We start from the raw sequence: 21,803 nt of genomic DNA, 5'->3' as shown, positions 1-21,803 counted from the left end.
GGCTTTTTTTATGCAGTCTCTACGCGGTTTTTTCCACTCTTTTTGGCCTTGTACATTGCTGTATCCGCGCGGCTAATGACAGCGTCTCTTGCTTCTTCAGGTTGAGCAAGGGTTAATCCTGCACTAAAAGTGATGAGGACTTTTTCGTTCTCATGCATAAAGAAGCGTTTTGTTAGTTCTCTTTGAACGCGCTGCATGACTGACATTCCATCTTCAATCGAGGTGCCAGGCATCAAAATAACAAATTCTTCACCGCCGTATCGAGCAACGGTATCAGTTGGGCGTAGTAATTCTTTGACAACCAAGACTAAGTGCTGCAACGCTTTGTCACCGGCTGCATGTCCAAGACTATCATTCAGTTTTTTGAAGTTATCTATATCCAGTAATGCTACTGCAAATGTTTGATTCATTCGCAGTGCACGTGCGACTTCAACTTGGTAGGCATCTTCAAGCCCACGGCGATTCAACGCGCCAGTCAATTGATCTTCACGGACTTTATCACTGAGTGCGGTGAGCTCTTTTTCAAGCTCGATAACTCTTGAGTGTGCAAAGTCCGCCTGTTTGCGAGCTTCCATTAAGTCATCTCGTGAGCGTTGCACATCAATTTGCATGCTGCGAGTGTCTTGCATTAAGTCTTCCATCACATGTCGAATGCTCACTAGATCATTTGCTTGCGCTATTTTTTCAGCATAGTTGGTAATTTTGTTGTGATAGTTGTCAGTGCTCTGCGACATCAAACCAAGTCGATCGATAAATGAAGCAAGCATATTTTTTAAAGCGGCTTGTGCTTCGATTAAGTTATGCTTGACTTGGCTTTGTTTAAACATGACTTCTTTTAAGCCTGCTTCAGCATCGTAAAGTACGCGCATATCCAATGGTTGCGACATAATTGCTTGAATAACCGCGATTTGCCCGCGCACCCAATCATCATCGATCACAATTTCGACCATGTTGTCGGTCAAAAGCCGCAATAGTCGCATCAGGCCATCTGAAAGGCGATCTTCTTGGTCGTTCTGTAATTCCAATTTGAACCAAAATTTTCGCAACCTAGGAAGCCATTTCTCCATTTCGGCTAAATTACTCACCGCCTTAGCTTCATTGGCCATTTGAAACGTCTCGGCTTGAAGTTCAGGGTTGTGCATTAAACGTGCGGCTAAACCTACTTCGAGCGCTGATACAGTCGAATCTCGCCAAAGCTTCCAATCGATGTCGGATTGATTTGCGGCTTCGTGCTCGCTAGCACTAACGCTAGGTGATGCATCATTAAGGCTGGAAATTGCGGTGTCTATCCCTGTTTCAGACCACGAGCTAATGAGTCCAACGAGTTTGCTATTTAATTCGGTGGCATTGCTGCCAAAATTGGCGAGTACTCTGTCGAGTGCATCTTTCTTGCGGCTCGGGGGGTACGCGGGATTGCGCAGATCCCATTGCAAAATCAGGTCCTTGATCAATTCGGCCCAAGTTTTACTTAGTTGGGATTGATTGCTTTGTGAGTTAAAACAGCGAACGATTTGATCGTATAGCCCACTCCACTCTTCACGTTTAATAATGCGCTTGAGCTGTTCAAGTTGCCTTTTAGATTCAGGTGTTTGTGGTGTGATGGCTTCCAAGCCCTGAATTAACTCCTTTAAGCCTGCGTGTAATCGCTCGGCTTCGCTCGTTTGGGCAATTTCATGATAAATCGCTTCATAGTGATCCGGCGACGGCACGATTCGTCTAAGCGCAAGTTGCTTTAATGTTTCGCGAGCGATGTCGGTTGGGTTGCTGAGTTTTTCCATGACGTAATGCTCAAAACACGAATTAGGGGAAGTATAGGTCTAAATATGCAGATAAAAAAACGCCACTCGAAGTGGCGTTGGATGAAATGCTAAGCGATTTAAACAAGGCCCTTAGGGAGCGCGAAGATGACATTTTCTTCAACACCCGACATGGATTCGATTGAGTCTGCGCCAAATTCTTCAATCTTAGCGATGACCCTACGAACCAATACATCCGGTGCTGAAGCGCCCGCTGTAATGCCGACTTTGGCTTTAGAGCTAAACCACTCGGCTTTTAATTCAGTTTCATTGTCGACCATATAGGCGTCAATGCCGAGGCCAGTGCCCACTTCGCGTAAACGATTTGAATTAGAGCTATTTGGCGAGCCCACCACAATCAAAATATCAATGTCTTTGGCGAGCTGTTTGACAGCGTCTTGGCGGTTTTGCGTGGCGTAGCAAATATCGTCTTTTTTCGGGCCGACGATATTAGGAAAGCGCGCACGTAAAGCGTTGATCACGACTTGGGCGTCATCCACCGATAGCGTGGTTTGCGTGACATAAGACAGCTGGTTTTCGTCTTTGACTTGCAAGGCGAGTACATCTTTCTCGTCTTCAACCAAATACATGCCGCCATTGGCTTGACCCATCGTGCCTTCCACTTCGGGGTGGCCTTTGTGGCCGATCATAATGATTTCAAAGCCTTGCTCGCGTAGACGCTTCACTTCCGAGTGAACCTTGGTCACCAAAGGGCATGTCGCATCAAAAATATGCAAGCCGCGCTCAGCCGCTTCAGCACGAACCGCTTGAGACACTCCGTGCGCAGAGAAAATCAAAGTATTGCCCGGCGGTACATCGGCTAGATCTTCGATAAAAATCGCGCCTTTGGCTTTTAAGTCTTCAATGACAAACTTGTTGTGAACGACTTCGTGGCGCACATAAATTGGTGCGCCAAATTTCTCGAGCGCTTTTTCCACAATCGCGATCGCTCGGTCAACACCAGCACAAAAGCCACGCGGTTGGGCGAGGATAATATTCATGCTCATGCTTTTTGTTCCTTTTTAAAGCTGTCGTAGACCATTAGTACCGCACCAATACAGATGGCTGAATCGGCGATATTGAACGATGGGTAGTACCAATTTTGATAGTAAAACTGCAAGAAATCGATCACGTGGCCAAACACGATGCGATCAATCGCATTGCCCAGCGCGCCGCCCAGAATCAGCGACAGCGATGTGGCATAGCGCGGTTCGGCCTCGTGTTTTTTGAGCAAAAACACGATCACAACCGAGACCACCAGTGCTAAACCAGTAAAGAAATGCCGCTGCCAGCCGCCCGCGTCAGCCAAAAAGGAAAACGCGGCGCCGGGGTTGTACGCCAACGTGAGGTTAAAAAAGCCTGGAATCACCGGTTTGATCTGATGCATCTCAAACACGAATTCGATCCAGTGTTTGGTGATCTGATCAAGTAGCAACACGATCAAAGCCAGGCCTAGATAGCCTTTGAATTGCTTAGGCATGCGAGCGAACCTCACCAGTACCATGCAGGTTGTCATCACAGCGCGCGCACAAAGTTTCGTGACCCGCTACCGTAGATACGGTAGGGTGGTAGTGCCAGCAACGCTCGCATTTTTGCTCGCTAGAGGCCGATACATCGATGCCAAATGCGCCTTGTTTCAGTTTTGCTTGTGAGGTGATCATCACAAACTTCAACTCATCGCCCAGTGCATTAAGCGCGGCGAATTGCTCGCCTTCGGCGCTGATGGTGATCTCTGCTTGCAAGCTAGAGCCCAATTCGCCAGCTGCACGCAACACTTCGATGTCTTTTTGCGCTTGGGCACGCACTTCGCGCACCAAAGCAAATTGCGCGCTCAATGCCGTGGCATCGGCAACGCTAGGTACGCCGTACCAAGCGTCCAAGAATACGCTGTCGTCTTTACCGTTCAGCACTTCCCATACTTCATGCGCGGTAAACGAAGTGATCGGCGCGAGCAGGCGCACCAAAGATTGTGTAATGTGCCACAACGCAGTTTGTGCCGAGCGACGGCCTTGGCTGTCTGCGCCCATTGTGTACAGGCGATCTTTGATGATGTCCAGATAGAACGAACCCAATTCTTCCGAGGCGTACGCGGTGATTTCCTGTACCGCTGAGTGGAACTCATATTTGTCGTAGAACGCGGTTACACGGTCTTGGAACGCGGCCAGTTGCACCAAGGCATAACGATCTAGCGTCGCCATGTCGGCCGGCGCAACTGCATTGGCAGCACTAAAGTCGCTCAAATTGGCAAGCAAGAAGCGTAAAGTATTACGAATACGACGGTATGCGTCTGCAGTGCGCTTCAAGATTTCGTCAGAGATCGATACCTCACCAGAGTAATCTGTACTCGCAGTCCATAGGCGCAACATGTCTGCGCCCATTTGGTTGATCACTTGCTGTGGCGCAACGACATTGCCTTTGGACTTCGACATTTTCATGCCCTTGCCGTCAACGACAAAACCGTGCGTTAGCAACTGTTTGTACGGCGCGTGGCCAACCGTTGCGCAGGCGGTTTTTAGTGAAGACTGGAACCAGCCGCGGTGTTGGTCTGAGCCTTCCAGATACAAATCAGCAGCAGGGCGGGACTCATCACCGTGGTTCAGATCTTCGCGTTGTTTGATCACGGCAAAGTGTGTTGAACCTGAGTCAAACCACACGTCGATGGTGTCTTTTAGTTTTTCGTATTGGTTCGCCTCGTCGCCGAGTAATTCAGTCGCATCAAGCTTAAACCAAGCTTCAATGCCTTCAGCCTCGATGCGTTTGGCTACTTGCTCGAGCAGCTCGCCAGAGCGTGGGTGCAATTCGGCCGTTTCTTTATGAATAAAGAACGTCATCGGCACGCCCCACGTACGCTGGCGCGATACACACCAGTCTGGGCTGTTTTTAATCATGGCTTCCAGACGGGCGCGACCCCAAGCTGGGAAGAACTCAGTCGCCTCAACTGCGCGGTTGGCTTTATCACGTAGCGTTTCGCTGCCCACTTGCTTGTCCATGCCGATAAACCATTGCGTGGTCGCGCGGAAAATTAGCGGCGTTTTATGGCGCCAGCAGTGTGGATAGCTGTGTTCTAACTTTTTGTTTGCCAGTAAAGCGCCGCGCTCTTCGAGCAGGGCAACGACTTTCGGGTTGGCTTTCCAAACCGTTTCACCGGCAAAAAATTCGGTCGTCGAAATATAGCGACCATCGTTGGCCACCGGATTGTCGACAGGCAAGTGGTATTTCAGACCCACTTGGTAGTCTTCTAAACCGTGTGCAGGTGCGGTGTGAACTTGACCAGTACCAGCATCTGCGGTGACATGTTCGCCGCAAATAATAGGTACTTGGCGGGCTAAGAATGGGTGTTGCAGCATCAGGCCATTGAGCGCGCTACCTTTGGCTTGTGCGATCACTTCGTTGACGTCGATGTCGTAGCGTTTCAGTGCTGCTTCGGCCAAATCACGCGCAAGAATAAGCAATCCGCGTTCGGTTGTGATTAAGTCATACGTCAATTCAGGGTGAACCGATACAGCTTGGTTGGCAGGGAGCGTCCAAGGTGTCGTCGTCCAGATCACGGCAAATGCAGCTTGATCGCCAACATTAACGCCACCAAAGGCTTTTGACAGTGCTGCTGTATCGAGTACGCGGAAACCAACGTCGATCGCAGCCGATACTTTGTCTTCGTATTCAACTTCAGCCTCAGCCAATGCCGAGCCACAGTCCACACACCAGTGAACGGGTTTTTGGCCTTTCACCAAATAGCCATTGTTATGAATTTTGCCCAAAGTACGCACGATGTCGGCTTCGGTTTTGTAGTTCATCGTCAGGTATGGGTTGTCCCAGTCTCCCAAAACGCCCAAGCGGATAAAGTCGACTTTTTGGCGCTCAACCTGAATTGCGGCGTATTCGCGGCACAATTCGCGGATAAAGCTGCTTGGTAAGTGGATTTCTTTTTCATCCAAACCATTGGCTTTGCGGTATTCAACGATGCGGCTGTGGATGCCTGGGTTGGCTTTGATCGCGTCTTTATCTGATTTCACCAGCTTTTCGATCTGGTGCTCAATCGGCATGCCGTGACAATCCCAGCCGGGCACGTAAGGTGCGTCAAAACCCGCAAGCGATTTTGATTTTAAGATGATGTCTTTGAGGACTTTATTCATCGCGTGGCCGATGTGAATGTCGCCATTCGCGTACGGAGGGCCATCGTGCAGGATGAATTTTGGACGGTTTTGCGCTTTAGATTTCGCGCGCAATTTTTGGTAAATCTGGCCGTCTTGCCATTGCTTTAAAAAGCCAGGTTCGCGTTTGGCTAGATCGCCGCGCATTGGAAATGGGGTGTCTAACAAATTGACTGGGTATTTATTCGCAGGCTTGTCGCTCATTGCAGTCTCAACTTATATTAATTTCAAATAATTCAATGGTTTATTTGTTTGCTGCAAACCAAGCTTTGGCTTGCTGGCAATCAACGCCGATTTGGGCAATCAGCGCATCAAAATCGGGGTATTTTTCTTCGTCACGCAACTTGGCGAGAAAATCGACGCGTAAATGCTGGCGGTAAATTTCGCGATCGAAGTCGAAAATATGCACTTCTAATTTCGGGTAAGGGTCGCCACCGTGAATCGTGGGGCGGAAACCTAAGCTGGCTACGCCTTGGTAGCTGCGCTCTAAACCGTGAATTTCAACGACGAATATACCAAGAAGTGGCGGGCGGTTGTGTTTTAACTGAATATTGGCCGTTGGAAAACCAAACTCACGACCAAGGCGATCGCCGCCAACAACGCGACCAGAAATCGAATAGGGTCGCCCCAGTAGTTGCGCAGCGTGAACCATCTCGCCATTCTGCAATGCGGTGCGCACTGCAGTTGAGGATACGCGCTCGCCAGCAAAGTCTTGCGTTGGCAGGCTGTGGCACTCAAATGCGGTTTGATCTCGCAATAAATTAAAATCGCCCGCGCGCTTGGCGCCAAAACGAAAATCGTCGCCGACCAAAACGTATTTGGCGTTGATTTGCTGCGCAACTAAATGATCACGAAAATGCTCGGCGCTACAGGCGGCAAATTGGCGGTTAAAGCGCTGGACGATTAAATAATCGACGCCCGCGTTTTGCAATAATTCAATTTTTTCGCGCAAGCTGGTTAAGCGAGCAGGGGCCGAGTCCGGTGTAAATACTTCGCGTGGATGCGGCTCAAACGTCATAACGACGCTTGCCAGCCCGCGCTCTGTGGCTGCTTGCTGTAGCCGAGACAGCATGGCTTGATGGCCTAAGTGCAGGCCGTCAAAGTTGCCGATCGTCAGTGCCGAGCTGGGAAGTGGGGATGGCGGAGTGCCGCGAAAAACTTGCATGCTCAATAAGGGCTCTTGCAAACCATGGGAGTTAAACGAAATTCGGCGGCTAATTGGGCTGCCGAGCAATCGGCTATTCTAACGTCTGAACCTGCGCTTGTCAGATTAATCCCGCGCCAAGCGACGGCATTTTTTCAGCACCATCGCTCGCTTAGTGTTGCGGCTTGCCTTATGGGCTAACTTCTACCACGCCGTTGGCATTGGCGATGCCGTTAAGGATAATGTTACTCCCTACTCGTACTCGCACGACAGCGCCTTCTGCAGCGTTCCCCAGAGCAATACCCTCGTTGTGGATTTCAATGCCGTCTTCGCGGTAGAGGATTTTAACGCGTTGGTTTTGCTGGATGACGGTGGCCGCGCGCAATTGCTCTTTGCGAATGGCTTGACCTGCGGCGAGTGCCGAATTCAGCGTGCTGCCAATGGCGTGCTGACTATCCAAGATCACCGAGCCAGGTAAAGAGCCTAAGTCACCGCGCTGCAGCATAATATCCGCTTCTGATACGGTTTGATTTGCTGCGACAGGTCGAGCCGCGACGACGTACTTCACCAGCATCGAAATTTGCGCTGGGGTATTAATGCTCCAGCTCGCGCCTTGAATGCATTTGGCGCGCAGCATCGTTTTGCCAATCAGGCGATAACCTGCCGGCAAACTCACCTCGATCGCCGCGCAAGGTTCGAGTTGCAGGCGCGAATCGAGTTTGGCGATGGTGTACGACGGCGTACCAGGACTATTGGCGAGTGCGTTATCCAGCCAGTTTTCAAGCTCTTTTTGCACCAAGTTTAAGTCTTGCTTGGCGGGGGCGGCGAAGGCTGCAGTGCTCAAAGCGAGCAGCAATAGGGCGGTGATGGTCTTTTGCATGCGCAAATTATAGGCGCATTGTGCGCGATCGCCTACAATCGTCTTTTTGCTATTGAATTAGGTTTTCGTAATGTTGGAATTGCTGTTTGGAATTTCGACCTTGGTCGTGTTGTTGGCTGGGGTTTTAGTGGTGGTGCGTTTGCAGCAATTGGCCAGCAGCCAGCGTGAAGTGCTTGAAGCCATTACGCAGGATATGGAAGCCAAACATCGCGAAATGTTGTCCGATCTGCATCAGGGTTTAACTAAGCAAGCTGAGGCTTTGCACGGCGGTTTAACCCAGCATGGTGCCTTGTTGCACGAGGCGGTCAATCGTTCTGGTGATCGGCTGCGCGATGGCATGAGTGAATCATTCGAGCGTTTGCGCACCGGTGTGGCGCAAGAAATGAAAGAAAGTCGTGAAGCAATGGCGCGATTGCAAAGCGCGCAAAGCGATGCGCTGGCGACCTTGCGTCTGTCTTTAGTCGCGAGCTTAAGCGAAACGCGCGAGCAAATGCTCAAGCAATTAGGTGATATTTCTGCCGCGCTGCAAAGCAAACAAGATGCCTTGCGTGAAGATATGCTACTTAAACTCTCAACGATGCTCGCTGAGCAATCCAAGCGCGAAATGGAGCAATTGCAAGCGGCGCTGTTGCAGTCCACACAAACCTTAACCGCGAGTGTGGTTGAATTAACTAAGGCGACCGATGCTCGGTTGGGTGAGATTTCGGGCAAAGTCACCGAACGCCTTGATGAGGGGTTTAAGAAAACCAATGAAACCTTCAGCAATGTCATGGCGCGCTTAGCGACGATCGACGAGGCGCAAAAGAAAATTGATGGCTTAACGACCAATGTGGTGAGTTTGCAAGAGTTGTTGGGTGATAAACGTTCTCGCGGCGCTTTTGGCGAGGTTCAGTTGGAGCACTTAATCAGTAATGTGTTGCCAGCGCAGGTGTACGAATTGCAAGCGAGCTTGCCGGGCGGTGTGCGTGTTGATTGCTTGTTGAAACTGCCTGAGCCGACTGGCACGGTTGCGGTTGATTCAAAATTCCCGCTCGAAAACTATCACCGTATGTTTAATGGTGAGCTCGATAAAGTGGCAGCGACGCGGCAATTTAAAGCCGACGTTAAAAAACACATCGACGACATTGCCAATAAATATATTGTGCCAAATGTGACTGCGGACGGCGCGGTGATGTTTATTCCGGCTGAAGCGGTGTTCGCAGAAATCCATGCTTATCATCCTGAGTTGGTGCAGCATGCGATGGCGCGCCGCGTTTGGATTGTGTCGCCAACGACTTTGATGGCGGTGCTCAATACGGCGCGGGCGGTGATTAAAGACGTTGAAACGCGCAAGCAGGTGCACATTATTAAAGAAGCCCTTGGCAAATTGTCGCAAGAGTTCAATCGTTTTGACGACCGAATGAAGAAATTGGCGACGCATATTCGCCAAGCGCATGATGATGTACAGCAGGTGAGTATCACTAGCGACAAAATCTCGCGCCGCTTTAATGAAATTGAGCAAGTGAGGTTAGAGGGGGATGAAAGTCCTGCACTGATTGAAGCAATGAATTAATTGCTCTTTGGGGTATGTGATTGAAACCTTTTTTTGTTAAGTGCTTCAGGTGTATACCCGTGATTTATGACTCAGACTCAATCGCATATTAAAACGTTTCAAGCCCGCGCAATGCGGGCTTTTTTGTGTAGTGCACAAGAAACAATTACAAACGGACGTCTATTGCGATTCACAGCATCGTCACATCGCGTTAAAATGCACAAGATTTGCTGTATATCAATAAGAACTGCAAAGAATCACTACCCTTCACACTCCTAAAAAGGTATCGCCGTGTTAGAAGCCTACCGTCAACATGTTGCTGAGCGCGCTGCGCTTGGTATTGCACCACTACCACTGTCTGCGCAGCAAACTGCGGATCTGATCACTTTATTGCAAAATCCACCAGCAGGCGAAGAAGCCTTTTTGGTTGACTTGCTCACGCACCGCGTTCCAGCGGGTGTGGATGATGCGGCGAAGGTTAAAGCTGCATTTTTGGCTGCGGTGGCTGCTGGCACCGAAACCTGTGCTTTGATTTCTCGCGCTAAAGCGACTGAATTGCTTGGCACGATGCTGGGTGGTTTTAACATCAAGCCACAGATCGACTTGTTGGGCGACGCTGAAGTAGGTGGCATTGCCGCTGAAGGCCTGAAAAAAACCTTGTTGATGTTCGATTACTTCCATGACGTAAAAGAACTCGCAGACGCAGGCAATGCCAACGCGAAAGCCGTGCTGCAATCTTGGGCTGATGCTGAGTGGTTTACTAGCCGCCCAGAAGTGCCGTCACAAGTGACTGTGACCGTATTTAAAGTAACTGGCGAAACCAATACCGACGACTTGTCGCCAGCACCAGACGCTTGGTCGCGCCCAGACATTCCATTGCACGCCTTGGCCATGTTGAAAAACCCGCGCGAAGGCATCGTTGCTGACGTGCCAGGCCAAGTTGGCCCAATGAAACAAATCGTTGAGCTGCAGAAGAAAGGCCACCCAATCGCTTACGTGGGCGACGTAGTAGGTACTGGCTCTTCGCGTAAATCAGCAACGAATTCTGTTCTGTGGTGGACCGGCGAAGACATTCCATTCGTGCCAAACAAACGCTTCGGCGGTTACTGCGTTGGCGGCAAGATCGCTCCGATCTTCTTTAACACGATGGAAGACGCTGGCGCATTGCCAATCGAGTTTGATGTAACCAACCTGCATATGGGCGACGTGATCACGATCTACCCATACGAAGGCAAAGTAGAAAAAGACGGCCAAGTGGTTACCACTTTTAGCCTGAAAACTGACGTATTGCTCGACGAAGTACGCGCCGGTGGCCGTATTAACTTGATCATCGGTCGTGGTTTGACGTCTAAAGCGCGTGAAGCTTTGGGCTTGGCGCCATCGACTGTATTCCGTCTGCCGCAAGATCCAGCAGATTCTGGCAAAGGTTTCTCTCAAGCGCAGAAAATGGTCGGTCGCGCATGTGGTTTGCCAGAAGGCCAAGGCGTACGCCCAGGCACTTACTGCGAACCAAAAATGACTTCGGTTGGCTCGCAAGATACCACTGGCCCAATGACGCGCGACGAGTTGAAAGACTTGGCGTGCTTGGGTTTCTCGGCTGACTTGGTAATGCAATCGTTCTGCCACACTGCAGCGTATCCAAAACCAGTTGATGTGAAAACCCACCATACACTGCCAGAATTCATCCGCAACCGCGGCGGCGTTTCTCTGCGCCCAGGTGACGGTGTTATTCACTCATGGCTCAACCGCATGTTGATGCCAGATACAGTAGGTACTGGAGGCGACTCGCATACACGCTTCCCAATCGGTATTTCATTCCCTGCTGGTTCTGGCTTGGTAGCGTTTGCTGCGGCGACTGGCGTGATGCCACTTGATATGCCTGAATCAGTATTGGTTCGCTTTAAAGGCCAATTGCAGCCAGGTATCACATTGCGTGACTTGGTGAACGCGATTCCTTTGTACGCAATCAAAGCAGGTCTGTTGACTGTTGCTAAAGCTGGTAAGAAAAACATTTTCTCTGGCCGTATCCTCGAAATCGAAGGTCTGCCAGATTTGAAAGTTGAGCAAGCGTTTGAGTTGACTGACGCTTCTGCTGAGCGCTCGGCTGCCGGTTGTTCAGTTCGCCTGAACAAAGAACCAATCATTGAATACCTGCAATCAAATATCGTCTTGCTCAAATCAATGATCGCAAACGGTTACGGTGACGCGAAAACATTGGCGCGCCGTGTGAAGAGCATGGAAGCTTGGTTGGCTAACCCAACACTAATCGAACCAGATGCTGATGCTGAATACGCAGCAGTGATCGAAATCGATTTGGCTGACGTGAAAGAGCCAATCTTGGCTTGCCCGAATGATCCGGACGATGTGAAAGTATTGTCTGAAGTGGCTGGCACGAAAATTGACGAAGTGTTCATCGGCTCTTGCATGACCAATATCGGCCACTTCCGCGCGGCTGGTAAATTACTGGAAGGCAAACGTGATCTGCCAACTAAATTGTGGATCGCGCCACCGACGAAGATGGACGCTCAACAACTGACCGAAGAAGGCTACTACGGCACATTCGGCGCGGCAGGTGCGCGTACAGAAATGCCAGGCTGCTCATTGTGTATGGGTAACCAAGCACAAGTTCGTGAAGGTGCGACTGTCGTTTCAACGTCAACGCGTAACTTCCCGAACCGTTTGGGTAAAAACACCAATGTGTTCTTGAGCTCTGCTGAATTGGCTGCGATCGCTTCCCGTCTGGGTCGCATCCCAACGGTTGAAGAGTACATGGCTGATGCTGGTGTTCTCGATGCGAAATCGGCTGAAGTTTATAAATACCTGAACTTCAACCAAATCGAGTCATACCAAGCTGAGGCTGATTCAGTTCAAGCCTAATGCTGATTTGATATAAATAAAAAGCCCCGCGATGCGGGGCTTTTTTATGGGTATTGACCTGTGGGTCAATACTTGTTTGGTGTGGATAGATATACCTAATGTTAATTGCTATCGAGCACTGCGCGATTAAATAGCGATTGTAATGGGCGGGCATTCATCGCAAATTCTCGTTTAAAGCGAGAAATTTGTTTGGCAGAAATATTGAGCGGATTTTTTAATACAAACCAGCGTACGCCTTCAGAGCAGGGTGGCGTGGTGAGTGAGCCCATAAAGGTCCAATAGCTTTGGTTGCCGGGTAGCAGTGTCGCTACGTTATAACTGATGTCATCGAAAATACGCGTCTCTTTGTGCTCGGTTGGTAGCTTGGCCCAGAATTGATTAAACAGCGGGTTGTCATCTTTGCCCTGATTGATCAGTAGTGCGACAACGGCTAATTGCCCAGCTTCACTTTTATGTACTAAATGCGCCACCATTGGGTAGCGTTTGCCACCAATCGCCTCTTCGCTGGGGGTGTGAAAGTGAAACTGCAATAGCTGGTATTTATCTGCTCCGATGGTGATAAAACTACCGGGGTCGTAATTGAGCTGTATCGTATGGCCATTGTTTTGGATGTTTAGCTTGCTGGCTTGATAGCTAAATTGAATGCGCTCTAACGGTTGTGAATAGGTTTCGCTGATGTTAATGGGTGATTGTTGCGTGCCAGATTTGCAGGTGGCAAATTCGGGTTTCATATTGCCCCATTGCTCAGGGCCGGTGCTACCTTCATAGCTCCAGTGCGACGGATCATGAGGTGCCGTATGCTTTGTTTTACTGTGCGTGCTACTACTGGCCATCGCTATTGAATGTGATAGCAAAACGCAGGTGATGAGGCTAAAGCTGTGGGTGAGTCGCATCTTGTTCTGCCTTTTAAATGGTGTTGCTACATTCTAGCTGCGGCAAAATTTTAAATGCCAATTTTTCCAGTTCAATTCGCGCCCGATGGTGGTGTTCAACGCTATAATTGGCGAATCTTTTTCGCGTGCGTCCGTGATGAATAGCATTTTAGGCCCCAGTTTTACTGCTAAGTTGCCATTTGCATGGCAATCGCATGACGCAGAACCTCGGCATGGCGACTGGGAAGTGTTGCGCTACTTAATGGTTCTGGCTGATTTTGAACAAGGGCATGAGAGCATTGAGTTAGCGCAAGCTAAGCAAGATTTGCTCTTGCTGTGGCTGGCGAAAAGTCAGACTATCGATTTGCCTAACACTCAATTGATTAGTGTTGGCATGAATCAAATTACATGGCAAGGCACGCAGTCGTTATCGGAAGGGGAAGTGGGGGTTATTAATTTGTGTCTTTCTCTGCAATTTCCTTTATTGCTGTCGTTGAAGGCAAAAATTGCAAGCGTTGACTCCTCAGGTAACGATACAAAGTGCTTTGTTGCTGATCTGTGCGCGATGAGCCCGCAGTTGCAAGATCATTTTGAGCAAACGGTGTTTCGTTACCATAGACGCGCCATACAACAATCAAGACAAGCAGCAACATGAATATATCCGAACAAATCCCGCCAGCTTGGCGCGAAGCATTGGCCCCAACGCTAAATCTTCCGCAAATTACGAAACTAGAAAATTTTTTACAGCAAGAATTGCAGACTGAAACCATTTTTCCAGCGCAAGCAAATTGGTTTGCTGCGCTTGATGGGCTTAGTCCCGAGCGGATCAAGGTGGTGATTTTAGGGCAAGACCCATACCACGGAGCTGGTGAGGCGCATGGCTTAGCTTTTTCTGTACCGCATGGCGTTAAAACGCCGCCATCGCTGCGCAATATCTGGCAAGAATTAGCAAGTGATTTGGGGGTGACTCCGCCTGGGCACGGCAATCTGATGGGCTGGGCCGCGCAAGGTGTTTTGTTGTTGAATACGTCGTTGACCGTGCGGGCAGATTGCGCTGGCTCGCACGCTAAACAAGGGTGGGATTTGATTAGTAATGCAATTATTCAACACCTAGCAACTACACAAAAAGGGTTGGTGTTTTTGCTTTGGGGTTCGCATGCCCATAAACGGGCCGAGCTGATCGATGCAACGCAGCATTGTGTATTAAAGTCTGCGCATCCATCGCCATTGTCCGCGTATCGTGGTTTTTTTGGTTGCAAACATTTTTCTTCCGCCAATACGTATCTAATCGAAAATCAAAAAACGCCTATTGATTGGGCGAGTGCTTAACGCTGGAATTTCAATGAATTTAATTGCTTTTGATATTGGCGGAACACAAATTAAGTACGGCATCGTTGATGAGGCGGGGCAGGTATTGAGCGCTCAGTTGTGCGATACACCCAAGCTCGAAGGTGGCTCAGGTTTGATCAAAGTATTGATTACTTTGGCTCAGCCTTTAATTACACAGTATCAACCTGCGGGTATCGCCATTAGTAGTTTTGGCCTGATTGATGCGAAAACGGGTATTGTGTTGGGCGCTGCTGAAGCCATCGCAGGTTACACCGGCACGAATGTGAAGCTAGAGCTTGAAACTGCGTTGCTATTGCCAGTGGCAATAGATAACGATGTAAATTGCGTAGCGATTGCCGAAGGTTGGCGCGGCGCCGCGCAGGGCGTTGAAAACTATATTGCCGTTGCCATCGGCACCGGCATTGGCGGTGGGGTCGTTATCAATAATCGGATTTACCGCGGCCACCGTGCGGCGGCGGGTGAGTGGGGTTATATGCTCGTTGATGGTGTGATTTGGGAAGATCACGCATCAATGCGTGGACTGCAAGCTGCGGCCGCACACCTACAGGCAGATGCTGTCTTAGATGGTCGAGCTATTTTTGCGCGCTATGATCAAGGCGACGAGCAAATTAAGCTAGTTGTTGAACATTGGTTTCGCTTACTGGCAACAGGCTTGGCAAATTTGATATACGCCATCAACCCAGAGCGGTTGGTGATTGGTGGCGGCATTACTGCGCGAGGGGAGGTTTTTCTCACTCAGTTGCAACAAGCTTTACAGGCTGTCCTGTTGCCCGATTTCAAAAATATGAGCGAAGTCGTTTTAGCTAGTGCGGGCAATCATGCTGGCATGATTGGGGCGGTTAAAAATTGGCTCAATACCTATCGCTCATCGTAGGTCACTGCGAGTGAGTTGGCGACTGCTGAGCACAGCATTTAATTATTGAATTTAGAGAGTAAATTTTGAAAATTATTTTTAACCATTTAGGTTTCGAGCCTGCAAATCAAAAGTTGGCAACAATTGAGGCAGCACCAGATCAATTAACTGGCAAATCGTTCACGGTATATCACGCGAAAACGCGCCAAGCGGTATGTCGTGGTGCGGTTTTGGCTCAAGGCTCAGTTGCTAATTGGACGTCTGAAGGCAAAAAACGCCACTACTGGCAGGCTGACTTTTCTGAGTTAACCCAAATCGGCGAATATTTTTTAGTGGTGGATGATGTGCAGCCGCCGCTTGTGTCGCACACCTTTAAAATTGCCGAGCATTTGCTTGGTGAATTATTGATTTCAGATATTGTTCATTACATTAAGGGCCAGCGTTGCACGGGGATTTTCGATCAAGCCGATCGTGCTGCGCCGGTGGTTGAGTCGGATCAAGTGCGTGATGTACACGGCGGCTGGTATGACGCTTCCGGCGATACGTCGAAATACATGTCGCACCTGTCGTTTGCGCAATACATGAACCCACAGCAAACACCACAAATCGTGTGGAATCTGATCGATGGTTTGCGACAATTTCCAGCGCGCCCAGTCTGGATCGAAGACCACATTGCTTTGGGCCTGATTCCAAACGAAGACGAGCGCGTTGCGTTCTTTAACAAATGGTTTTACGAGCGTATCACCGATGAAGCTTGTCATGGCGCGGACTTTTTAGTGCGCATGCAAGACGAGCAGGGCTTTTTCTATATGACGCAGTTTGATCAATGGAGTAAAGACCCAGCGCGTCGTTCATTGTGTGAATATAAAACCAATAAAGGCGATAAATACGCGACGTATCAATCGGCGTATCGCCAAGGTGGCGGTTCAGCGATTGCGGCATTGGCGCGTGCGTCAACTCTCGGTCGCGATGGCGATTTCAGCCGCGCCGACTATTTGGCAGCGGCGAAAAAAGGGTTTAGCGATCTTGAGGCCAATAATATTTCTTACCTCGAAGACAGCGTAGAAAATATTATCGATGACTACTGCGCCTTGCTTGCGGCGTGTGAGTTGTACGCAGTTGCGCCTGATACGGTGTATTTGGCGGCGGCAGAGCGTCGTGTTACAGCGCTACTTGCACGCCAGCAATCTGAAGGCTGGTTTATGGCCGACCATCTGGGCCAGCGTAGCTTCTTTCACGCCGCCGAAGCCGGTTTACCGTATATCGCGCTGATGCGCTTTATTGAAGTGGCTCCGCAGCATGCCTTGCTGCCCGAGATTAAGGCAGCTTTGCGTAAAGCGTACGATTATGAGTTAAAGATTACCTTTGCTGAAGTGAATAACCCCTTTGGGTATCCGCGCCAATACGTTCAGAATAATAGCTCTGCGGGCAATACCCAGTTCTTTGTTCCGCACGATAATGGTACTGGCTACTGGTGGCAGGGTGAAAATGCCCGCTTGGGGTCGATCGCCGCGGCGGCATCTCGCGCGCAAAAACTATTTAGCGGCGACGCTGAATTTGTCGCGCAACTAAAAAAATACGAGCAAGCTGCGCTCGATTGGGTATTGGGCAATAACCCATACGATGCGTGTATGCTGCAAGGTTGGGGTCGCAACAATCCACGTTACGAGCCGGGCTTTTTTAACGCTGCTGGCGGTGTTTGTAACGGCATTACCAGTGGGCTTGATGACGAAAGCGATATCGATTTTCGTCCATCCGAAGTGGCAACGATGGCCAATAGCTGGCGCTGGACCGAACAATGGATGCCGCACGCAGCTTGGCTTTATTTAGCGCTGTGCACACGTATCGCGACAACGGCAAGTTTGAATCAATAAGGGGTAAAAAATGGCAATTATCGTAACTGGCGCAGCGGGCTTTATTGGTTCGAATCTAGTCAAGGCGTTGAACGAGCGCGGCGAAACCGACATCATCGCTGTCGATAATTTGACGCGCGGCGATAAATTTCGCAATTTAGCGGATTTGCAGATTGCGCATTACCTCGATAAGCACGATTTTATCGAAGAGCTTTCGTCCGGCACATTCGATGGCATGGTGACTGCGGTCTTGCACCAAGGTGCATGTTCGGACACGATGGAGCACAACGGTAAGTACATGATGGATAATAACTATCAGTACACCTTGAGCTTGTTTGAGTGGTGCCAGGCCGAAGAGGCACAGTTTTTATACGCTTCATCAGCGGCAACCTATGGCAATGGTGATAACGGCTTTATTGAAACGCCAGATTGCGAAAAGCCGTTGAATGTATATGGCTACTCAAAGCTATTGTTCGATCAAGTGCTACGCCAACGCATTGCTTCAGGCGAAATTACGGCGCAAGTAGCTGGTTTTCGCTATTTCAATGTTTACGGCCCTCGTGAATGGCATAAAGAACGAATGGCATCGGTTGCTTTTCACCATTTCAATCAATACCAAGCCACAGGCAAGGTGAAATTGTTTGGCGAGTATGGCGGCTATCCTGCTGGTGGCCACACGCGCGATTTCGTGTCTGTGGAAGATATTGTTAAAGTGAATTTATGGTTCCTCGAAAACCCAGAAGTGTGCGGAATTTACAACGTGGGCACCGGTCATTCACAGCCGTTTAACGATATCGCGATTACTGCAGTCAACACGTGCCGTATTGCCGAAGGTAAGCCAGTCCTGACATTGGACGAGATGCTGGCGCAGGGCATTTTGGAGTACACCGAATTTCCAGAAGCTCTAAAAGGCAAGTATCAATGCTTTACCGAGGCTGATTTAACGCTACTACGCGAAGCGGGATACCAAGAAAAATTCTTGACCGTCGAGCAGGGCGTGAAACGCTACGTTGAAAGCCTGCTCTGTCAGCGTTAATCAAGCGGCAAAGCGCCTTCTGTCGAGAAGGCGCTCACAGAGCAAAATAGGCAGGATGTGTTATTGTGAGTAAGTTAGATTCGGTGAGATTGGAATAATGCGTATAAGCACAAGTATCATCATTGCAGCAGCTTGTTTATCGATGGCGGCTCAGGCTGAAGTTTATAAATGGGTTGATTCAACGGGCCGCGTCGTGTATTCCGATCAACCGCCACCGGCAGGTGTTGCGAAATCAAAAAAAGTAAATGTTCGCGATACGGCGGTCACCAGTGTGGCAACACAGAAGCGGGGTGATGCATCAGCTGCATCTGCTGTTGTCCCCAACCCTGCAGCCAGCACGCCGGCGCAAGCGGTGGTGAACCCTCCGCGTGATGAGGCGGCTTGTGGCGCGGCGCAGAAGCGCCTGTCTTTCTTGCTTAACGCCAAGCTGTTTAAAGAAATCAACGAAAAAGGCTCGGTAGAGTTTCTAGAGACTGATAAAAAACGCCAAGAAATTGCGGAGAAACAGGCTTTCATAGAGAAGAACTGTAAATAAATGATTCTTGTCGAAGAAAAAGGGAGCGATGCGCTCCCTTTTTTATGACTAGAGCTTGTTGCCGCGTAGTTCTCGCACCTTGTCTTCGAGTGCCTGTCGGTCTGCCTCGTTCGCGCCGATGGCTTGATCGACGATAATGCCAATTTTGCTAAACAAACCGCGCGGCCATTTCATCATCGCGGCGCCATCTTTACGGCTAAAAAAGCTACCCCAAAGTCCCTGTAGCGCCATTGGGATCACAGGAACGGGGGTTTCTTTCAATATCCGCTCGATGCCAGGCATAAAACGATTTATTTCCCCGTTGCGGGTGATACGCCCCTCAGGGAAAATCAAAACTAAATCGCCGCTATTAAGTGCTTGAGCAATTAGTGCAAATGCTGCATCTTTTATTTCTGGATTTTCTTTGGCGGTACCAATCGGAATGGTGCCTGCTGTTCTGAAAATGAAATTGAGTACGGGCAATTTATAAATTTGGTAGTCCATAACAAACCGAATCGGGCGGCGTATAGAGCCTGCAATCACCAAAGCATCCATATAGCTCACATGATTGCAAACCAATACAGCGGGACCCTCATTCGGGATATGTTCTAAACCTTGTTTTTTAACACGATAAAGTGTATGTGTTAAAATCCATACCAAGAAGCGCATTAAAAATTCAGGGATGAGCGAATAAATATAAATCGCAACAATAATATTCATTACGGCCACAATCAGCAGTAGCTCACGGAGTTCTACACCCATACTGAGTAAGGCAATACTCATAATAGAAGCGACTACCATGAATAGTGAATTCAGAATGTTATTTGCTGCGATTGCGCGCGAGGTGAATTCACGCTCTGTACGAGCTTGAATCAGAGCATACAACGGCACAATAAAAAAACCGCCAAACACACCAATTAAAAGTAAATCTGCAAGGACTCGCCAATGCTGGATCTCCACCATAAAGGTGCTTAGTGTATATTGAGTTTGCACCAAATTAGCGGTGGCAAAATACAAATCCACGCCAAACACAGATAAACCAATCGAGCCAAATGGCACCAAGCCTAGTTCGATTTGGCGACCTGATAGTTTTTCACACAACATTGAGCCGATGCCAACGCCTAGCGAGAAAATGGCCATCAGTAGGGTATAAATATCGGCGTTGCCGTGCAGGACCGATTTGGCGAAATCGGGGAATTGCGTTAGATAAACTGCGCCAAAAAACCAAAACCAAGAAATGCCTAATAAACAATTAAATACAGTTTTGTTGTGTTTTACATGGCGAATAATCAACATGGTTTCGGCAAAGACATTCCAATTGATTTTAATGTCTGGCGCGGTCGGAGGGGCGCTGGGCATGGCTCGACTGCTTAAATAGCCAGCGATAGCCACGCCGACGCATGCAAATACAATGAGTTTTTCGCCATGATCACCAGTTTGAACGATCATGGTGCCAGCAATTTGCCCAAGCAGAATGGCAATAAATGTGCCCATTTCAATTAGACCGTTGCCACCTAATAGTTCTTGTTCTTTTAGATATTGTGGTAGTACTGAGTATTTTAGCGGCCCAAATAACGCTGAATGCACACCCATTAAAAATAAGCAGAACATCAATAAAGAGGCGTTATGCCATATAAAACCAGCGCCCGCTGCGAGCATAATCCAAACTTCTAAAATCTTAATCCAGCGAGCTAAAACGGCTTTGTCGTACTTTTCTGCCAGCTGTCCTGCCAGCGCGGAAAACAAAAAGAACGGCAACATAAAGATGCCTGCGCTGAGGTTCACAATGGTTTGCGCATTCATGCCCATCATCGACAGACCATGAAATGTCACCAAAACCAAAAAAGCATTTTTAAATAAATTATCGTTAAATGCGCCCATAAATTGGGTAACAAACAAGGGCATAAAACGACGTTGCTTGAATAAATCGAATTGGTTGTCCTGATGCTGCTGGCTCATTCTTGGCGCTCTGTGTTTTGAGGTAGGCAAAGTCTAATTGAAATCGTGTATTGCGACATGGATTTATCAGTATCAACGGCAAAAAAGCAAGGTATTTATCACCGCTAGTCGGCTTGTTGCAGTCGCACACCAGCTATAACCTCTATGTTGCAGTAAGTACGATTTGTAAGGTGCCATCATGGATATCGATACTTTTTTTGCTGCGCTATGGGATGATTATTGTCTTTTGGCGCCAGAGGCTGACGCGATTCGTGGTTTATTCGGTGGTGCCAGTGTACAAAACGACCATGTTGCTTTTCGCACCTTTGATCATCCGGCTATTAATTTGTCGGTCCTAGAGCAGCCTTTGTTGGAGTTGGGGTATCGACGTGACACGCCATATCAGTTTGCGGATAAACACCTTAGCGCCTGGGGTTACGTGCCGGCAAGATTAAGCGATCCCTTGATTTTTCTTAGCCAATTGCACATCCAGCAATTGCCGGAGCAAGCGCAAGGAATATTGAATGAATTGTTGCACGATTTACCTTCGCCAAGCGTACATGGAGCAGAGGTTTTCTACTCTGGTCGATTATGGCCCGCGCCAAGCTTGACGCAATATCAAGCACTGGCTAGCTGTAGTGAATATGCTGCGTGGCTAGCCGTACATGGTTTTCATGCTAACCACTTTACAATTGCAGTTCATTCACTTGGGGTATCTCTTGCCAATGTCGTAGATAAGCTGAGTTCAATGGGATACGTACTCAATTCTGCTGGTGGGCTAATCAAGGGAAGTGAAAAAGAATTGCTGATGCAGGCATCAACTATGGCGAAAAACGTCAAGATTGATTTGGCCGATGTTCAGCAGTACGCCGTGCCAGGCTGCTATTACGAATTTGCCGAACGTTTTTACAAGCAAGATGGGCAACTGTACCAGGGTTTTGTTGCCGCTAGTGCTAGCCGCATTTTCGAATCCACCAATGCGATGAGCTAATTGCAATTCTGGAGTAC

Annotated in this window: 17 protein-coding genes; 9 read left to right on the top strand and 8 right to left on the bottom strand. The window is 48.9% G+C overall.

Annotated elements, in window-relative coordinates:
• Positions 1-8: 8 nt before the first annotated feature.
• The 6 genes from NT239_01330 to flgA all read right to left on the bottom strand — a co-directional run bounded on the left by NT239_01330 (position 9) and on the right by flgA (position 7,971).
• Positions 9-1,778: a diguanylate cyclase gene (locus NT239_01330; protein ID XGA71508.1), complete on the bottom strand. Its 1,770-nt coding sequence runs from the start codon at positions 1,776-1,778 to the stop codon at positions 9-11.
• A gap of 98 nt (positions 1,779-1,876) precedes the next feature.
• Positions 1,877-2,803 (bottom strand): 4-hydroxy-3-methylbut-2-enyl diphosphate reductase, encoded by a 927-nt coding sequence (gene ispH / locus NT239_01325; protein ID XGA71507.1) that lies wholly within the window; start codon positions 2,801-2,803, stop codon positions 1,877-1,879.
• Complete coding sequence (lspA, locus tag NT239_01320) at positions 2,800-3,276, bottom strand: signal peptidase II (protein ID XGA71506.1); 477 nt, start codon at positions 3,274-3,276, stop codon at positions 2,800-2,802. The genes ispH and lspA overlap by 4 nt, the downstream gene beginning before the upstream one ends.
• On the bottom strand, positions 3,269-6,151 hold the full coding sequence (ileS, locus tag NT239_01315; GenBank protein ID XGA71505.1) for an isoleucine--tRNA ligase: 2,883 nt from the start codon (positions 6,149-6,151) through the stop codon (positions 3,269-3,271). The genes lspA and ileS overlap by 8 nt, the downstream gene beginning before the upstream one ends.
• 40 nt (positions 6,152-6,191) lie before the next feature.
• Positions 6,192-7,112, bottom strand: coding sequence for a bifunctional riboflavin kinase/FAD synthetase (locus tag NT239_01310; GenBank protein ID XGA72840.1), 921 nt, complete (start codon positions 7,110-7,112; stop codon positions 6,192-6,194).
• 169 nt (positions 7,113-7,281) lie between these two features.
• On the bottom strand, positions 7,282-7,971 hold the full coding sequence (gene flgA, locus NT239_01305; protein ID XGA71504.1) for a flagellar basal body P-ring formation chaperone FlgA: 690 nt from the start codon (positions 7,969-7,971) through the stop codon (positions 7,282-7,284).
• Between the two features lie 70 nt (positions 7,972-8,041).
• Between flgA and rmuC the strand changes: the two genes are divergently transcribed.
• Complete coding sequence (gene rmuC / locus NT239_01300; protein ID XGA71503.1) at positions 8,042-9,523, top strand: DNA recombination protein RmuC; 1,482 nt, start codon at positions 8,042-8,044, stop codon at positions 9,521-9,523.
• Positions 9,524-9,793: 270 nt separating this feature from the next.
• The gene (acnB, locus tag NT239_01295; GenBank protein XGA71502.1) at positions 9,794-12,379 is read left to right on the top strand and encodes a bifunctional aconitate hydratase 2/2-methylisocitrate dehydratase; all 2,586 of its coding nucleotides are present in this window, start codon (positions 9,794-9,796) and stop codon (positions 12,377-12,379) included.
• A 101-nt stretch (positions 12,380-12,480) separates the two neighbouring features.
• Here acnB and NT239_01290 read toward each other — a convergent pair whose 3' ends face one another.
• Positions 12,481-13,212, bottom strand: a complete 732-nt coding sequence (locus NT239_01290; protein ID XGA72839.1) for a carbonic anhydrase family protein — start codon at positions 13,210-13,212, stop codon at positions 12,481-12,483.
• Positions 13,213-13,501: 289 nt separating this feature from the next.
• Between NT239_01290 and NT239_01285 the strand changes: the two genes are divergently transcribed.
• From NT239_01285 to NT239_01260, 6 genes are all read left to right on the top strand, one after another.
• Positions 13,502-13,906, top strand: coding sequence for a PilZ domain-containing protein (locus NT239_01285; protein ID XGA71501.1), 405 nt, complete (start codon positions 13,502-13,504; stop codon positions 13,904-13,906).
• Positions 13,903-14,580, top strand: a complete 678-nt coding sequence (ung, locus tag NT239_01280) for a uracil-DNA glycosylase (GenBank protein XGA71500.1) — start codon at positions 13,903-13,905, stop codon at positions 14,578-14,580. Before NT239_01285 ends, ung begins: the two co-directional genes overlap by 4 nt.
• Before the next feature lie 13 nt (positions 14,581-14,593).
• Entirely contained in the window at positions 14,594-15,475 is an 882-nt protein-coding gene (locus NT239_01275; GenBank protein XGA71499.1) for an ROK family protein, read from the top strand.
• A gap of 65 nt (positions 15,476-15,540) precedes the next feature.
• Positions 15,541-17,328 (top strand): glycoside hydrolase family 9 protein, encoded by a 1,788-nt coding sequence (locus tag NT239_01270; GenBank protein ID XGA71498.1) that lies wholly within the window; start codon positions 15,541-15,543, stop codon positions 17,326-17,328.
• Between the two features lie 10 nt (positions 17,329-17,338).
• Positions 17,339-18,343, top strand: a complete 1,005-nt coding sequence (gene rfaD, locus NT239_01265) for an ADP-glyceromanno-heptose 6-epimerase (protein XGA71497.1) — start codon at positions 17,339-17,341, stop codon at positions 18,341-18,343.
• A gap of 97 nt (positions 18,344-18,440) precedes the next feature.
• Positions 18,441-18,878 (top strand): DUF4124 domain-containing protein, encoded by a 438-nt coding sequence (locus NT239_01260; GenBank protein ID XGA71496.1) that lies wholly within the window; start codon positions 18,441-18,443, stop codon positions 18,876-18,878.
• A 48-nt stretch (positions 18,879-18,926) separates the two neighbouring features.
• Here the strand turns inward: NT239_01260 and NT239_01255 are convergent, their stop codons facing one another.
• Positions 18,927-20,816: an MFS transporter gene (locus NT239_01255; GenBank protein ID XGA71495.1), complete on the bottom strand. Its 1,890-nt coding sequence runs from the start codon at positions 20,814-20,816 to the stop codon at positions 18,927-18,929.
• A gap of 178 nt (positions 20,817-20,994) precedes the next feature.
• Here NT239_01255 and NT239_01250 point away from each other — a divergent pair, with 178 nt between their 5' ends.
• Entirely contained in the window at positions 20,995-21,786 is a 792-nt protein-coding gene (locus tag NT239_01250; protein ID XGA71494.1) for a DUF1338 domain-containing protein, read from the top strand.
• Positions 21,787-21,803: the final 17 nt, after the last annotated feature.

This window comes from Chitinibacter sp. SCUT-21 (genome assembly GCA_041874755.1).
GTDB lineage: Bacteria > Pseudomonadota > Gammaproteobacteria > Burkholderiales > Chitinibacteraceae > Chitinibacter.
The sequence above is the reverse complement of the archived record's forward strand: the minus strand, read 5'-3'. Positions and strand labels throughout refer to the sequence as shown.

Bases quoted from the DNA above. Each gene is read 5' to 3' on its own strand.
- ispH (XGA71507.1), bottom strand. From the start codon at position 2,803: ATGAGCATGAATATTATCCTCGCCCAACCGCGTGGCTTTTGTGCTGGT.
- NT239_01255 (XGA71495.1), bottom strand. From the start codon at position 20,816: ATGAGCCAGCAGCATCAGGACAACCAATTCGATTTATTCAAGCAACGT.
- ung (XGA71500.1), top strand. From the start codon at position 13,903: ATGAATATATCCGAACAAATCCCGCCAGCTTGGCGCGAAGCATTGGCC.
- NT239_01330 (XGA71508.1), bottom strand. From the start codon at position 1,778: ATGGAAAAACTCAGCAACCCAACCGACATCGCTCGCGAAACATTAAAG.
- lspA (XGA71506.1), bottom strand. From the start codon at position 3,276: ATGCCTAAGCAATTCAAAGGCTATCTAGGCCTGGCTTTGATCGTGTTG.
- rfaD (XGA71497.1), top strand. From the start codon at position 17,339: ATGGCAATTATCGTAACTGGCGCAGCGGGCTTTATTGGTTCGAATCTA.
- NT239_01250 (XGA71494.1), top strand. From the start codon at position 20,995: ATGGATATCGATACTTTTTTTGCTGCGCTATGGGATGATTATTGTCTT.
- flgA (XGA71504.1), bottom strand. From the start codon at position 7,971: ATGCAAAAGACCATCACCGCCCTATTGCTGCTCGCTTTGAGCACTGCA.
- rmuC (XGA71503.1), top strand. From the start codon at position 8,042: ATGTTGGAATTGCTGTTTGGAATTTCGACCTTGGTCGTGTTGTTGGCT.
- NT239_01275 (XGA71499.1), top strand. From the start codon at position 14,594: ATGAATTTAATTGCTTTTGATATTGGCGGAACACAAATTAAGTACGGC.
- NT239_01260 (XGA71496.1), top strand. From the start codon at position 18,441: ATGCGTATAAGCACAAGTATCATCATTGCAGCAGCTTGTTTATCGATG.
- ileS (XGA71505.1), bottom strand. From the start codon at position 6,151: ATGAGCGACAAGCCTGCGAATAAATACCCAGTCAATTTGTTAGACACC.
- NT239_01290 (XGA72839.1), bottom strand. From the start codon at position 13,212: ATGGCCAGTAGTAGCACGCACAGTAAAACAAAGCATACGGCACCTCAT.
- NT239_01310 (XGA72840.1), bottom strand. From the start codon at position 7,112: ATGCAAGTTTTTCGCGGCACTCCGCCATCCCCACTTCCCAGCTCGGCA.